This window comes from Croceibacterium selenioxidans, from assembly GCF_018599195.1.
Classification (GTDB): domain Bacteria; phylum Pseudomonadota; class Alphaproteobacteria; order Sphingomonadales; family Sphingomonadaceae; genus Croceibacterium_A; species Croceibacterium_A selenioxidans.
This window is the reverse complement of record NZ_JAHFVK010000002.1, coordinates 631,542-646,812: the sequence shown is the minus strand read 5'-3', so window position 1 is coordinate 646,812 and position 15,271 is coordinate 631,542. Positions and strand designations below refer to the sequence as shown.

General features: G+C 66.8%; 8 protein-coding genes. 4 read left to right on the top strand and 4 right to left on the bottom strand.

Features of this window, described 5'->3' with window-relative positions; translation table 11 throughout:
* Positions 1-116 precede the first annotated feature (116 nt).
* From KK137_RS11815 to KK137_RS11800, 4 genes are read left to right on the top strand one after another with little or no spacing between them, the layout of a single operon-like run.
* Entirely contained in the window at positions 117-2,570 is a 2,454-nt protein-coding gene (locus KK137_RS11815) for a cyclic nucleotide-binding domain-containing protein (RefSeq protein ID WP_214537496.1), read from the top strand.
* On the top strand, positions 2,570-3,445 hold the full coding sequence (locus tag KK137_RS11810; protein ID WP_214536614.1) for a hypothetical protein: 876 nt from the start codon (positions 2,570-2,572) through the stop codon (positions 3,443-3,445). The genes KK137_RS11815 and KK137_RS11810 overlap by 1 nt, the downstream gene beginning before the upstream one ends.
* Positions 3,446-3,453: 8 nt before the next feature.
* Positions 3,454-5,169: a cytochrome c3 family protein gene (locus tag KK137_RS11805; protein WP_214536613.1), complete on the top strand. Its 1,716-nt coding sequence runs from the start codon at positions 3,454-3,456 to the stop codon at positions 5,167-5,169.
* A gap of 23 nt (positions 5,170-5,192) precedes the next feature.
* Positions 5,193-6,047 carry a phosphodiesterase gene (locus tag KK137_RS11800; protein WP_338028059.1) on the top strand — a complete coding sequence of 285 codons (855 nt, stop codon included), beginning with the start codon at positions 5,193-5,195 and terminating at the stop codon, positions 6,045-6,047.
* Between the two features lie 31 nt (positions 6,048-6,078).
* Here the strand turns inward: KK137_RS11800 and KK137_RS11795 are convergent, their stop codons facing one another.
* From KK137_RS11795 to KK137_RS11780, 4 genes are read right to left on the bottom strand one after another with little or no spacing between them, the layout of a single operon-like run.
* The gene (locus KK137_RS11795; protein WP_214536612.1) at positions 6,079-10,074 is read right to left on the bottom strand and encodes an LVIVD repeat-containing protein; all 3,996 of its coding nucleotides are present in this window, start codon (positions 10,072-10,074) and stop codon (positions 6,079-6,081) included.
* 50 nt (positions 10,075-10,124) lie between these two features.
* Positions 10,125-11,957, bottom strand: coding sequence for a hypothetical protein (locus KK137_RS11790; protein ID WP_250893837.1), 1,833 nt, complete (start codon positions 11,955-11,957; stop codon positions 10,125-10,127).
* Complete coding sequence (locus tag KK137_RS11785) at positions 11,957-13,909, bottom strand: heme-binding protein (protein ID WP_214536610.1); 1,953 nt, start codon at positions 13,907-13,909, stop codon at positions 11,957-11,959. Before KK137_RS11785 ends, KK137_RS11790 begins: the two co-directional genes overlap by 1 nt.
* Complete coding sequence (locus KK137_RS11780) at positions 13,906-15,270, bottom strand: multiheme c-type cytochrome (RefSeq protein ID WP_338028058.1); 1,365 nt, start codon at positions 15,268-15,270, stop codon at positions 13,906-13,908. Before KK137_RS11780 ends, KK137_RS11785 begins: the two co-directional genes overlap by 4 nt.
* Position 15,271 lies beyond the last annotated feature (1 nt).

Below are 15,271 nucleotides of genomic sequence, written 5' to 3'. Positions count from 1 at the left end.
CCCCGGCCCTCAAGGCTTGGGGAATAGCAGCGAATTCCTCGGCTTCAATCCGACAAGCGGTTGTTGCGCGGCATCCTTTCGGGCATGACGAAGCAGGGGTTTTCGTGGCGGGTCAGATTTCAGGCAAAGTCAGGGTGGCGATCGTCGGCTCGGGTCCGGCGGGCTTGAGCGCGGCTGCGCGAGCCACCGCGCTGGGCATGAGCCACGTGCTCATCGAGAAGACCGACCACCTTTCCGATACGATCTTCAAGTACCAGAAGGGCAAGCATGTCATGGCGACGCCCAGCAACCTGGTGCTGCGCTCCGACCTCGATTTCGACGCGGGCAAGCGCGAAGCGATCCTGGCGACCTGGGACGAGCAGGTGGCCGCGGGTAAAGTCAACGTCCTGCTCAACGGCGAAGTGACCGCAATCACCGGGGAGAAGGGCGCATTCACTATCGCGCTCAAGGGCAGGGAGCCGGTCGAGGCCGAAACAGTGGTGCTGGCGATCGGTACGCAGGGCAACCCGAACCTGCTGCGTCTTCCGGGAGCCGAGCTGCCGCACCTGCAGTACCAGCTCGACGATCCTGGCGAGTACTTCGACGAGCACATCACCGTAATCGGCTCGGGCGACGCGGGGATCGAGAACGCGCTCGGCCTCGCCGCCGATCCGGCGCAGCGCAACGTGGTGACGATCCTCAACCGCGGCACCGACTTCGCTCGCGCCAAGGGAGCCAACGTCAAGCTGCTCAACGAGGCGGCCGCGGACGGGCGAATGATCATCCGGCTGGAAACCTCACCCGCCGAGGTGAAGGCGGGCGAACTGGTGCTCGACACCCGCGACGGACAGGAGACGATCCGTTGCGACCGGATCATCGCCCGCACAGGCTCAAAGCCGCCGCGTGCCTTCGTCGAGGCCTGCGGCGTGACTTTCGCCAGCGAACAGCCCGACGCCTTCCCCCAACTCAGCCCTAGCTTCGAGACGAGCAAGCCCGGCATCCACGTGATCGGCGCGCTGGCGGGCTATCCGCTGATCAAGCACTGCATGAACCAGGGCTATGACGTGATCGAGTTCCTCAATGGGAACACCTCGCTCAAGCCTGCCGACGAACCGATCCTGGCGGAGAAGTTCGCCGGATTGCCGGGTCGGCGCTCGGTCGATCAGTGGCTCGAGCTGTTCCGCGCCAACATCGTCATCCTCAACGAGCTCTCGCCGCTGCAGATGCGCGAGCTGATGCTCGACAGTCGGGTCCATGCCCACGACGCGGGCGAGGTGATCTTCGTTCGCAATGACCAGGGCTCCTCGATGTTCGCCATCGCCGAAGGGTCAGTGCTGGTCGAGGTGAGTGCCGAGGACCCGTCGATCACCGTGCCTATCGGACAGGGCTCCATCTTCGGCGAGGTCGGCCTGATCTCGGGCCGTCGCCGTGGCGCGACGATCCGCGCTGCCGAGCCCACGTTGTCCATGGAACTCTCACGTACCGCCGCGCTCAAGCTGATGGCCACCGCGCCAAGCGCAGCGCGTGCGGTCAATCGCGTCTTCATCGAACGGCAGCTGCTGCAGATCTTCGGTTCGGGCCTGACGGCGGAGGACGTCGCCGAACTGGTCGATGCCGCAGCCGTCGAGGATATCCGCGCCGGTAAGGTCGTGATCCAGGAAGGGGCCGGCGACAAGGACATCTTCCTCGTCCGACGGGGTTCGATGATTGTCGAGAAGGACATCGGCGGCCATCCGGTATTCCTCTCCTACCTGCCGGCCGGCAGCTACTTCGGCGAGATGGCGGTGATCGACGGCAGCAAGCGCACGGCGACGGTCAAGGCCGCGATCAAGTCCGAAGTGGTGCGCTTCCCAGGCGAAATGTTCACAGCGCTGCTCGACCGTAAGCCGCGCCTGCGGGAGAAGGCGCTGGCCGACATGGCTGGGCGGCGCGAGGTCAACCAGTTCATCGAAAGCCGCAAGGACAGCTTCGGCGGCGCGGTCGACTATTACTCGCGCACGGCGCAATTCCTGGTCGACAACGGCATTGGAGAGGCGACCGACGTGTTGCTGATCGACGAAATGCTCTGCGTCGGCTGCGACAATTGCGAGAAGGCCTGCGCCGACAGCCACGACGGCCTCAGCCGGCTCGACCGCGAGGCCGGGCGGACTTACGCCCACCTCCACGTGCCCACCTCGTGCCGCCATTGCGAACACCCCCACTGCATGGCCGACTGCCCGCCCAACGCGATCAAGCGCGGGCCCGACGGCGAAGTGTTCATCGACGACACCTGCATCGGCTGCGGCAACTGCCAGCGCAACTGCCCCTACGGCGTGATCCGGATGGATGCCAAGCCGCCGAAGAAGCCCGGCCTTCTGTCGTGGATGCTGTTCGGCGCCGGGCCTGGGCCGGGCGAGGCGAGCTACTCCTGGCGCAAAAAGAAGGCGGAGGCGAGCGGGGCCGAGCAGGCCAAGCTCGCGATCAAGTGCGACATGTGTTCGGGCATCAAGGGCGGCCCGGCCTGCGTGCGCGCTTGCCCGACCGGCGCGGCGATCCGCGTCTCGCCCGAACGCTTCCTGTCGGTGGCGCGGCTGGTCGAGGATACCGACTGATGGCGGCCGCTCCCGACATCGAGTTCGCCGGCCAGTCCGAAAGCGACATCCGGCGTGGGGCGGACCACGAGAGCTTCCTCACACACAAAGGCATGCGCTGGCTCAAGGTCTCGTTCGGCCTCAGCCTGGTCGCGATCCTGGGGTACGCCTTCGCCGACGTCTCGCCGCGGCCCAATGGCGGGACCTGGTACGGCTACATCCTCGGGACCATCGGCGCGCTGCTGATCGTGTGGCTCTCGCTGCTAGGCGTGCGCAAGCGGGCGTTCACGGGGGGGCGCTGGTCGCTCAAGGCCTGGACCAGCGCGCATGTCTATCTCGGCCTCTCGCTGATCGTGATCGCGACGCTGCACACAGGGTTCCAGTTCGGCTGGAATGTCCACACGCTGGCCTATGGGCTGATGATCCTCGTGATCCTCTCCGGGGTCTACGGCATCATCGCCTACGCCATCCTTCCACAGGAGCTGAGCAACAACCGGCGCGAGATGACGCAGGGGCAGATGATCGAAGCCCTGGCCGCGATCGACCGACAGCTCGAACAGGCGGCGCAACCGCTTGCGCGCGGCGAAGCCGACCTGATCATCGCCGCGCTGGGACAGGACACCTTCGCGCCCGGAGTCTTCGCTCGACTGACGGGCCGTTACCGTCATTGCCTGACGGAACGCTCCTTGGCCGAGCTGACCGACCGGACCGGCGACGAGACCCATGAGCGCGTCGTGGCGCTCCTGCGCAAGCGCGACGGGCAGCTCGAACAGATTCGCCGGCACCTGCGGCTGAAGGCGCTGCTGGAAGTCTGGCTTTACGTCCATGTTCCGCTGACCGTGGCGCTGCTCGCGGCCCTCGCGGCGCACATCGTCAGCGTGTTCTACTACTGGTAGCGGCCTGAATGTTCCTCATCCGCAGCATCGACCAGACCGCCACCGGCCGCGAGATCGTGCGCGAGCGCGCCGTCGAAGGAAACGAGCTCACCATCGGTCGGGCGGCGGAGAACGATATCCACCTGGCCGATCTGGCGGTGGAGCAGAACCACGTCAGGATCGTGCCCGCGTCCGGCGGCCGGCTGCGATTGCAGGCAACGGGCACGCTGGGCTTCACGGTCGACGGCCGCTCGACCACCGACGTTACCATAGACCCGCGAGACGGCGCCGAACTGGGCCTGGGCTCTTACCGCCTGTCCTTTGCTCGCGAGGGCGACAGCGAGGTGACGGTAACCGTCCGCCGGACAGAGGAACGCCAGACCGCCAAGGTCGACGAACAGGCGGGCTTCTCGCTCGCCGCGGTCATGCCCAGCAAGCGGAAGGTCGCCTGGGCCTCACTGGCACTGATCCTGTTGGCGTTCCTCGCCGTACCGATCTGGTCGCACATCAACCGCGAGCGTGTCGCGCCTGGCATCAACAAGCCCGATGCGGTGCTAATGGACGCGAGCTGGCGCACCGGCTCGCTTAGCTCGGTCCACCATGGCCTCGAGGATAATTGCGAAGCCTGTCACACCGAACCGTTCGTGGCGGTTCGCGACGAGACCTGCCTCACCTGCCACAAGGACATCGGCGATCACTCGGCCGAGCCGCGGCTGGCCAGCGCCCGTGGGCCGATGAGTTGGGGAGATAAGGCGCAGTGGGGTGTCGCCCACGCCTTCCACAAGCCCGGCCCCGGCGCCTGCACCGACTGCCACACCGAACATGAAGGCGCCGGGCGGATGGAGCCGACGCGTGAACAGTTCTGTTCCGATTGCCACGGGTCGCTCGACCAGCGGCTGACCGACACCGCGCTCGGCAACGCCGAGGATTTCGGCAAGCTCCACCCTCAGTTCCAGGCCGCCATCTTCACGGCGCCGGGACAGGAAAAGCTCAGCCGGGCCTCGCTCGACGATAGACCCAAGCAGTGGAACGGCCTGCGCTTCCCGCACGACATGCACTTGAGCAAGGCCAACGGCGTTGCCCAGATGTCCCGCCGCCTCGGGACGGCTCGGGGTTATGGCCAGCCGCTCGATTGCGCGAGCTGCCACACGCCGACCGCCGACGGAGTGCGCTTCCTGCCGGTCGACATGGAGAAGGATTGCGAGTCTTGCCACAGCCTGGTGTTCGACCGGATCGGCACCACTTTCCGCACCCTGCGCCACGGCGATGTCGAGCAGATGCGGGCCGAGCTGGTCGCGCTGGACGCCCGCACACCGCGTAATACCGGCCGGCGCAGGCCCGGGGAGTATGGCTCGGGCGGGGTCTATCGGGCGAACTTCGGCGGACCGGGCACCGCGCTGATGACCGGGGCCATGTCGGAAAAGGGGCTGTGCGGCGAATGCCATACGCCGGCCGCCTCTGGGGCGACGCTCAAGGTCTTGCCGGTGACGCAGCAGTCTCGCTTCTTCATCCACGGCTGGTTCGATCACGAGCCGCACAAGCAGGAGAAGTGCACGACCTGCCACAAGGCGGACACGTCCAAGGCCGCATCTGACCTGCTTCTGCCAGGTATCGCCCAATGCCGCGATTGCCATCAGGGCGAAACCGCGACGAAGGCAGAGGTGCCATCGAGCTGCGCAATGTGTCATACGTACCATCCGCGAGACGGGGCCGCAGCCGCGCCGCCCCGGATCGCACGAAAGTAAACGGGGCCGCTTGGGGAGGGGGCATGGCGATGCTGATCGCGCAGATGACCGACATCCACATCGGTTTCGCGCCGGACGACAAGCCGGAGGAACTCAACCGCACCCGCTTTCGGGCTACGCTGCGGCGGGTGCTCGACGGCCCGAACCGCCCGGACATGTTGGTGCTCACTGGCGACATCACCGACAACGGCGACATTGAGAGCTTCGACAAGACCGCCGCCCTGCTGGCTGAATGTCCGTTCCCGGTCTGGCCGATGGTCGGCAATCACGACAGGCGCGAGGCGCTGCTGCACGCCTTTCCGCAGGTTCGGTTGGACGAAGGGTTCCTGCAATACGTTGTCGAGCAGAATGGCCTGCGCCTGATCATGCTCGATACGCTGGATACCGACCGCCACGGCGGCGCTTTCTGCGAGGCGCGGGAGGCCTGGCTCACCGCACGCTTGGACGAGGCGCCAGACACGCCGACGCTGATCTTCATGCACCACCCGCCGGTGGTCAGCGGCATAGACTGGATGGATCCCGCGCCGGACGAGGCCTGGATTCAGCGCCTCGGAGCGGCGGTCGAGGGGCGGGAGCAGATTCTCGCCATCCACTGCGGCCACCTTCACCGTCCCTTGCTGGCGACGTTCCGGGGCATCCCGCTCCAGGTCACGCCGTCGGTAGCGCCGCTGGTGTCCTTGGACCTACGGTCGATCGACAAGGAGCAGCCTGACGGGCGCGACCTGATCGTGGCCGAACCGCCGTGCTATTCGCTGCATCGCTGGGATGGGTCTAACCTCGTCACGCATCACGAGCGGGTGGATGATTGGCACGTGCTGGCTCACTACACCGGCAAGCTCCAGCCCATGATCCAGGACATGTTCGCCGAGCGAGAGTGACCAGATCCTCCCGAGACAAGCTCGGGGAGGTTTAGTTACTCACCACCGGCCCGCGTCCCGGTACCCAGGCCGCCATATCCGGCTCGTCGCTGACTTTCCACGGAACGCCACCCCTGGTCAGGAATAGCCGCTCCATCTCGGATCGAGTAAACGGTCGCGAACCCAAGCGACCGAACACCGCGATCTGCCCGCCAGTCTCGTCCACCGCGCGGTCGCGGTCGAGGCCCTTGGACATGGCGACGGCGGGCGAGGGCGTCTTGGCCCAGGCGATCAGCTCGGGCATCGGCGCGGGGCTGAAGCCGTAGAAGTTGCGCTGGCTGTCGGGGCTGGTGAGCTGCAAGACCTTCATCCCGTTCCGCCCGTCGGCAACATAGGCGAAGAGCGAAGCGTTGGTGGATGCGACGACGACGTCCTCGACATCGTTCATCGTGCCACCAAAGGTCTCCTGTTTGTAGATTTTCGGCGCCATCGGATTGGTGACATTGAGGATCACCAGCCCGTCCTGCTTTGCGGCGACATAGGCATAGGTCCGAGCGATGTAGAGCCGCCGCGCATCGGCCAGCGGCACCGCGCCCGAAGGCACGGCAATGGGATTGCGCAGGTCGGTCACGTCGAACAGCTTCACGCCCTCGGCATCGGTGACCCACAGGTAACGGAACTGGATCGCGCTCGCTCGGGCATCGGTCAGCGGGCGTTCGGCGGCAAGCTTAGGGTGGAGCGGGTCGGTCAGGTCGACCACTGCCAGCCCGCGGGCGGTGGTGATGTAGGCGACCTCTCCCGCGAGCACGATATGCCGCGCGCCCTTGAGCACCCCGCCTTCGTTCCAGGTCACCGCGCGCTTGAGCTTGTTATTGCGGAATTCGCCGTCGGCCAGGGTGTTGACGTTGACCAGGATCAGCCCTTCCTCGGCGTCGGTGATCGCGGCGTAGTTGTAGATCGGCAGGAACGCCTGCTCCTGATTCAGTTCGCGCAGTTCCGCCGTACTGCGGGTCGGGGCGATCGGCTGGTTGGTCGGCAGCGCCATGCAGGTGGCGTTCTTCGAAGCGACATGAGTGTCTTGGCCCAGCGAAGAGAACGGCGCGGTCAGGATCCGCTCCGAGAAGCCCTTGTTGGCGATCGAAGCGACATCATAGACGCGGAAGCCTCCCTTGCCCTCTGCGACGAACATGTATTCGCCACGCAGCTGCAGGCAGCCCACGCGGTCGCTGGTCTTCTCGTGGATGTTGGCGAATTCTTCGAACGCCTGGGTCTCCCCCGAGAGCTTGGCGTCGAAAGTCTTGCCGCGCGTCCAGTTCTTGAGTTCGCGGTTGTTCTGCTCGACATGCAGCCGCCAGTAGTCGGGGTAGGCGTAGCGCTGGAGGTAGCTGCCGATCACCGCCTGCGGCTCTTCCCACTCGGTCACCCGCACCGCCTCGAACCCGCCTTCGAGCCCGGTCCAGGCGTTGAGGCCGATGAAGTTTACGTAGTTCGTCCCGAGCAATAGCAGTTGCGCCATGATCGCGTTGTTGTCGTCCTTGTCGCTCAGGTGGCAGTCGGAGCAGGTCTTGGTTTCGGTCGTGCGCACCGTGTGCGGGAAATGCGGGGCGAAGGCCTGGCTGGAGAAGCCGATCGAACTGATCGGGGGCTGCTGGACGTAGATCCGCTCTCGGTTGAGATTGGTCGAGCTTAGCACCAGCGCGCTGGTCGAACGCACCGGCGCGACCTGGTTGCCCTTGGTGGTCATGTGCTTGCCGAGCTGGAACATCTCGTCGCGCGCGACTTGGGGGTTATAGGTGGCGAAGTTGCGGGTGGTCTCGCCTTCGTAGCGGTGAACCGGGCTCTGCCAGTTGGCCTCGATCGGCAAGTGGCAACCGCCGCAGCTCGTAGTCCAGGAGAGGTGGCAGGTGAAGCAGGCCATCTCGCCGTCCTGGTGCGCGCGTTCGGTGGGCGCGATGCCGGGGCCGAATTCGAACTTGCCGGTCTCGGCGCCGTTGCGGCTCATCAACTTCGCGCGGGCAGCCTTGGCGTTGAAGTGCGGGTTGGACGCGTCGACGCTGTCCTTGACCAGGCTCACTTGCCATTCAAGCTCCGGGTCGACGATCGAGCGCTGGACCAGCACTTGCCGGCCCATGGAGTCGTAGGTCCACTCGAAGCGGCGCTTCCCGTCAGGGTTGCGCAGGAGGGCGAGGTTGTTGCCCCGGGGCGGCGCGGCCGGGCCCGAGGTTAGCAGCGTCGGATAAGCGTCGGCGGTGCCGTGGCAGTCCTTGCAGCCGATCTCGACCGCGTTGGCGACTTCGCCGTAGATCAGGCCGTTGCCGTGGCTGTCCTGCCCGAAGTGGCAGTCGGCGCACTGCATGCCTTTCTCGGCGTGGATGTCCATCAGGTGGACGGTCTTGCCGGGGTTGGTGCCGACGGGGACGAATTCATCCTCGCCCTCGCGGCGCCACTTCTCGCGGTCGTCGGGCGAGACAATGTTGCCCTCGGCGTCGAGCAGGTTGCCCTCGCGGTCGCGCTTGAACACGGCGCGGAAGTTCCAGCCGTGGCCGTGGTAGTCGGCGAACTGGGTGTCCTTGAGCGTCGGGTTCAGGTCATAGACGTTGCGCAGGAAGTCGAGGTCGGCCCACTTGCCGCGCGGCGCCGCGCCCTCCGGGTTGCGGTCCAGGACGGCGCGGACTTCGGCGGCGGTGGGGTACTTCTGATGCTCGGGCCACATGGCGGGCGCGTCGGACTCGTAGTCCCACATGGTGTAGCCGAGGAACGAGTTCAGGAAGATGTTCGGCTGGTGCATGTGGCAATTCATGCACTGGGCGGTCGGGATAGAGCGCGTGAATACGTGCCGCAGCGGGTGGCCCTTCTGCTTGACGGGCTCGTCCTGATGGTGATCGCCAGGCTCTTTGACCGCACCGTGGCCTGAGGCCTGGGTCAGCGTGGCGATGGTCGGATCGACCGTGACCGACTGCCCGTCGCGCCCGTACTGCGCGTAAGTCAGGCTATGCCGGGGCTCGCGGTCGTTGGCGTAGATCACGTGGCAGCTGGCGCAGCCCGAGTGGCGATAGTCGCCCGGCTGGTCGTTGGTGCCCATGAACCAGGTGAACGGATCGTTGAGCCGGGTCTTGTGGATGTTAAGCACCGGGATTGCCACGCGCAGGCCTGTGGCGGGACCGCGATTGGATTGCTTGAGATCGGGCCGTCCGGGTTCGTCGAGCCGCTGGATGCTGCCTGTGGGATTGGGCAGGCCGATCTCGGCGAACTGGGTGCTGATGTTGCGCCCGCCGCGCTCGAACACGCGGAACACGTCGCCCGGGGGGACTACCTGCCAGGTGGGCAGCGGGTAGAGTTCGGCGAGCGCTCCGCGGGCTTGCTGGGCGGGGGTGACGGTGCCGGGTGGGTTGCCCGCACTGACGATCTTCGCAGGTTCGCCCTCGCGGGTATAGGCCTCGCCCAGCAGGTAGTTCTTAAACGGCAGGATGCCGTTGTTGTACGCCGCCCCGCCCCACAGCATCGCGCCCGAGGCCATCAGCGAGCGCTCGGCCGCTTCGATGGTCTCGACGTGGCAAGCCCCGCAGGCCTCGCGCGCGATGCGGTAGTCACTCGGGTTCACGAACTTGACGAACTCCGGCGATTCCCGATTGAGCAGGGCATAGCTGCGTTCCGGGTTGGCGGAGGAGGGGTAGTGCCAGCTGCCCGGATAGAGCGGCAGGACGTGCGCCCGCTCACGCGCGGCGACATAGGCGGGATCGTCATGCTCCAGCTCGCTGTTGCCGATTACCGTGGCGTCGCCGCCGTGACAGTCGGTACAGCCGAGCCGAACGGCCGGGCTCTCGTGCATCGTCGGCGCATCGGTGCGGACGTGGCAGGAGTAACAGCCGTCGGACTTGGTCGCCATGTCGGCCAGCGACTGCCCGGCTGGGGCGGGCGGGGTGATGACGCGGGTATAGTCGCGCTGCACCGCCGCCTCGCCGCCCGCCGCTCGGAGGGCGTGGCCCGCGAGCAAAGCCGCCGCAAACAGCAGGGTGACAAGAACGAAACGAACGAAAGATCCTCCCATGGGGGTACGCCTCACAGGGAGGATTCTTGAGAAGAGCCCCAAGGTTCGCATCAGTAACTCACGATCGCGTTGGCCAGCACGGAGTAATAGGCCTTCGAGCCGTCGGTGTTGTCGAACAGGTCGCGGAAGCCATCCCCGGCGATGAGCGTCGCGGCGGAGAGGCGGAACACCAGGTTCTGCGTCGCCTTCGGCCGCCAGATTCCCGCCGCCGACAGGTCCCAGCCTATCGACTTCGGGATCGAACCTTCCATCCGCAGCGCCTGCAAGGTCGAGGTGTTCTCGAACCACAAGTGATTGGCGTTGCCCGACAGACGCACTTCCGGCGTCAGGTCGAAATCCGCGCCGACGCCCAGCAGCATCAGCCCGGGGTTGTTGAAGTTGGACTGGCCCTGCTCCTTGGAGGAGCGCAGCGAGTTGAGCAGGCCGTTGCGCCCGCTCAGCGCTACGGCGCGCCCGCCGCCTGCGAAGGGGATCGTCTGGCGGATCCAGTAGCTGGTGTCGGCTCCCGCGAAGATCGGGTTCTCGAAGATCGCGTCGAACCCGCCTTCGGTGTCGTCGAAGGGATCGGCATCGCCGCTGGCCCAGGCGCCCGAGAGGCGAAAGCGCATCCAGTCCCGGTCGTAGCTCAGTTCCGCCGCGCCGAAGTACGCGCGGATGTCCGCTTCCCGGTCGGTGAAGAAGTTGTTCTGATCCTCGCCCAGCGCGGCATAGGCGCTGGCAGTCACGTTGATCCGCCCAACCCGGCCATCGGCGTTGTACCCGAGATAGAGCACGTCGTAGTCGTGCCCGCGCAAGGTGCCGAGCAAGGAGGGGCGGACCGGGAAGCCGTTGTCGTCGACCTCGATTTCGTCGCCCTCGCGGTTGCGATTGTAGGCCACGGTGACCTGGCTGGTCAGTGCCGGGATCAGGAAGTCCTGGCGATAGACGTTGGCCAGAAGGACGAAGTCGTCGCGCGGACGCTGGACGACCGAATTGAGCCCGCTGTTGGTGTCTTTCTCCAGCCGCCAGAACGCCGCCAGGTTGTACTGGAAGCGGTTGTTGTCGCGGTTGCCGAACAGGCGCACGCCGAGCTGCTGGTCGTTAAACAGGAAGCCGCGAAAGTCGGCCTGGAACGGCTGGATGCCGACCCGGACGGAATCGAAGTCATACCGCTCCGATACGTTGCGGATGTGGTAGTCGATGAAGGCTTCCTGCACGCCGAGGAAGTGGTCGAACCGGTGGGTCGGTTTGCTTGGCTCGACGTGGAGCACGCGCCGCTCGGGCACGTCGACGTAGTTCATGTTGAGCGCCAGGGTCATCCGGTACTCGACATCTGGCGGCTTGAACGCGGTGCTGCCCTTGATCAGCGCGGCACTGGCGATGATGGTCTGCGAGGCGACGTAGCTCGCGTCCTTGCCGAACACGTCGAGACTCTGCGGCCGACTGGTGGTCTGCACGCCGACAGGGATCGGGAACGTCCGCGGCTCCAGCACCGTATCGGACACGAGGTTGGCGGCGAAGAACCAGTCCTGCCCGGTGATGAAGGGGACCCGGTCGGGGTTGAGCGGCCGGTCACCCTTGAGGGTGTTCTGGTTGTAGGGATCGAACCAGCGTTCCTTCACCAGGCCGAGCGTCTCGATCAGGCGCCAGCGGTCCGGGATCGGAATCTGATCAGTCGGGAAGGCCTCGGGCGGAGGGGCGCGCACGGCGCCGGGATTGGCCTGCGTCACCGCATCGGGGAGCGGACCCGTGTAGCCGGGACGGCGGCGGCCTTCGATCGATTCATTGTCGACGGGCGGTGGGCCCTGGTCTTCCGGGGTCACCTCTGGCGGTTGAGGCGGCAGCACTGGGGGCTCGGCACCCGAGGCTTGCAGCATCAATGGCATGAGCCAGCCCGGAACCATCACAGGTCCTGACAGACGTTCTGGTCGGCTGTGTCGAGGAACGGCGCGAACGGGCAGCTGATATAGCGCAGCCGCACCGACTGCCCACCGCCGAGCGCCACGACGATCTGGTCCGCCCGCATGGCCACCGGCGCGTTGCCGAAGCCGCCCAGGCGCGATCCGGCGTTATGCAGGCCGAGGAAGCCGATCATGTCGTCCTGGTCTATGCCGTCGCCCGAGATGCCGAGCCCGCCGACCAGCTGTGTGCCGCGATAGACCGGCACCGAGCCAGGGAAGATCTGCAAGCCATTCGCCAGCCGCTTCTGCCCCGGCGCGGCGTCGGGCAGGTCGGTACAGCGCTGCGGCGTGTCGGTGGCGGAGGCGCCTGTGACGAAGGCCAGATGCTGGCCGAGGTTGCCGAGCACCAGCGCCGATTGCAGCCCGGTCGAGAACGGGTTGAACTGCGCGATCGGCCGCGAAAGCGGTCCGTTGGGCCGCCCGACTTCGCCGTCGGGAAAATAGGGGCGAGCAAGGTTGCCGCCGGATCGGTCGGCGAAAGCATGGGTCCCGGTGAGCGCAGTCGCTCCGAGGAAGGCGCGCATGTTCGCGAGGAACTGGGGTACCTCTCCGCCCCCGCCAGCGAGTTGCGCGGCGGCGAAGGGCCCGGACATGAAGTTCGCGGTGCGTGCCTTTTGCAGCGAGACGTCGATCCCAAACACCGGCGCGTCCGGCGAACGGACGATCCCCAGCACTTGCCCGCGCGTATCGACCAGCGAGATCGAGACTTGCGCGCGGCTCTCGAGCGGCTGGCGGATCTGCGCCCGCGCGCGGGTCATGACCTTGAAAGCTTCCTCGAGGATGGCCTGGGCCTCGGCCGCCGACAGCGGTTGCGCCACGTCGCCCGCGTCGGTGCCAGCGCGGATCGGGTAGCGAGCGGTGCCGGCGCCATTGCTAAGGACGAAGGCGTCGCGGTTGGAGAACTCCGCTGCCGTCGAAGCACGGACGCCGGAGGCCTCGCTGCCGTAGGCGGTGCCGGCGAACAGCCCGGCGGCGGGATAATAACCCGTTACGGGAACGAGATCGCCCAGCGCATCGGCAGCGGCGAAGTTCGTGCCCGTTGAGTTGGCCAGGGACGAATAGGCGGTGTCGGAATAGCGCAGCGAGGTGCCGTCGACGAAGATTCGGTCTGCCCGAATGTTTGCGGGCGCTTCGAAGCCGACCGTTCCGGCGAGCGCGATCATCTCATCGACATCGCTCTCCACGTCGAGAACGTTGGCGTCGAACCCGTAGATGCCGTCCGCAATCACGCCGACACCGCCGACAAGCACGCCGTTCTTGTATAGCGGGAATCCGCCTGGATCGGCTGAAAGCCCGAGCGGCGAGCGCTTGGGGCCGATCGAGCCGGCCGCCAGGCGCGCCGCCAGGTCCGAGCAAGGCAACTGGCTGAACTGCACCCCGAACAGCGGTCCGCTTTCGAGCCCCGCCGTGCTGGGCGCGGGCGGGAAGTGCTCTTGCACGATCATGCTCGCCGTGCGGGTGGAGAAGGCGTTGCCGCCGCTCGAAAGATAGGCGCCGGTGATGGCCTTGGCGATGGCGCCGGCCTCTGACGGGACGTCCAGGCCCTGGATGTCGACGTTCGCGCCATTGGGGGCGTCGGGAAGGGAGGCAAGCGCCGGGGCGCCGTTCATGCGGAAAACCGCCAGCACGTTGCCGACCCGGTCGACCACCGCGATGGTCGCCGGGCGCGATAGGGCGCCGGCCTGCGCCACCGCCTGGGCTACGACCTGGCCGACCTCGGCCGAGGTAAGGGCGATCTGGGCGGGCGGCGTATAGCTCGCGCTGGCCGTCGGCGCAGGTGTCGGCGTCGGGGAGGGGCTTGGCGTCGGGCTGCCGCCCCCGCCCCCGCCTCCGCACGAAGCGAGCACGAGCGTCGCCGCGCTCAGCAGCGCCGTTCCTCCGCGCACGCGCCTCATTGCAGCTTCCCGATCGCTCCGGCCGCCTGGCCCAGCGAGGCGCGAAAGCGCACCGGGTTGTAGCTCTCCGGACTGCGGACGGCGTCGTAGGCGGCGTTGATGTCAGCGCGAATACCGGCCGCGGCCCCTACCGTGATCCGGCCCTGCCGCACGAGCGCGTTGAGCAGCGTGTCGATGGCCATGACCGCCTGCGACGACCCGGCATAGTCGGTGAAGCGCGGCGAGGTCGTGCGGTCGGCAATGGCGGCGATGATCGTGAACGCATCCTCTCCGTCACTCCTCGCGAGTGCGTCGGACAGCGTTCCCGCCGCCCCGCTCAGCTTCGTCGCCGCGCCTGCCGCTTCCTGCCGCCCTTCGCCCATTGCACGATGGAACTCGCGGCTCGCGGCCTCGAAGCCGTCGGCCTGTGCGGGTGCGAGCACGCGCGATACGGCGGAGAGCATAATGATGTTCTCGTCGTTGAAGGGTGGCTGGCCAAAGGGGATCGGGCGGGCGGGATTGGTCTCGAAGGTCAGGCGGCGTTGCGGTCCGTCGGTGATTTGGCGGTGGCAGCTATGACAGTCGTAGAAGGTAAACTCGGGGAACACGCCCTCCGTGCCGAATCCCGGACGGGCGAACAGGTTGGTTGAGCGTCGCACCGCTTCCGCCTGGCCGACGGCCCAGAGCGTCACGCTGTCGGTGCGGCGCTTGCGCTGGGCGTAGTCTGGGTCTTCGTCATGGTGTTGCTGCAGGGCGCTGAACAAGTCGAGCTCGAACACGATGCGCGGGTGGCCGGCGGCCATCATCCGGTGGGTGACGAACTGGTTGCCCTTGGCGCTGCCGTAATGGCAGTCGAGGCAGACGCGCGCACGGGTCTGCGGGTCCTCGAGCGGGACAAGCCCTGCCGCGACATTGGCGGCGTGCGAGCCGCCCGTGGTGTAATGGGTGGCGATCCATCCCCCGGCGGCGCCGTGGCAGGACTCGCAGCCGACGCCATCGGAAAGCTGGAAGCGCGGGCCGCGTTCCGCGACGGGAACATAGGTTGCGTGGCAGCCGAGGCAGGCGGGTTCGGCGGAAGGATCGCCCAAGCCGAGCGTCGCAGCGATCTGGCGACCCCGGAGCGAGCCCAGGACCGACAGCGCCCTGCTATGCGCCCCGCTGGGCGATGAGAGTTCCTGCCAGGTGGCGATCTCGTCCTGGCGGACGACAGCCCCGTTGCCCTCGGCGCGGCCATGGCAAGTCGATCCGGCGCACGAGGCGACCCCGGTATAGCGCCCATTGTCTTGCGCTGTCGCCGGAGGCAGCCCTGCGGCAAGGCACAGCACGGTTGCCAGCAGCACGCGCCAGCGCGACAAGCCCCGTAAACCACGACCCCAACCCACG

Bases quoted from the DNA above. Each gene is read 5' to 3' on its own strand.
- KK137_RS11810 (WP_214536614.1), top strand. From the start codon at position 2,570: ATGGCGGCCGCTCCCGACATCGAGTTCGCCGGCCAGTCCGAAAGCGAC.
- KK137_RS11805 (WP_214536613.1), top strand. From the start codon at position 3,454: ATGTTCCTCATCCGCAGCATCGACCAGACCGCCACCGGCCGCGAGATC.
- KK137_RS11800 (WP_338028059.1), top strand. From the start codon at position 5,193: ATGGCGATGCTGATCGCGCAGATGACCGACATCCACATCGGTTTCGCG.
- KK137_RS11795 (WP_214536612.1), bottom strand. From the start codon at position 10,074: ATGGGAGGATCTTTCGTTCGTTTCGTTCTTGTCACCCTGCTGTTTGCG.
- KK137_RS11790 (WP_250893837.1), bottom strand. From the start codon at position 11,957: ATGGTTCCGGGCTGGCTCATGCCATTGATGCTGCAAGCCTCGGGTGCC.
- KK137_RS11785 (WP_214536610.1), bottom strand. From the start codon at position 13,909: ATGAGGCGCGTGCGCGGAGGAACGGCGCTGCTGAGCGCGGCGACGCTC.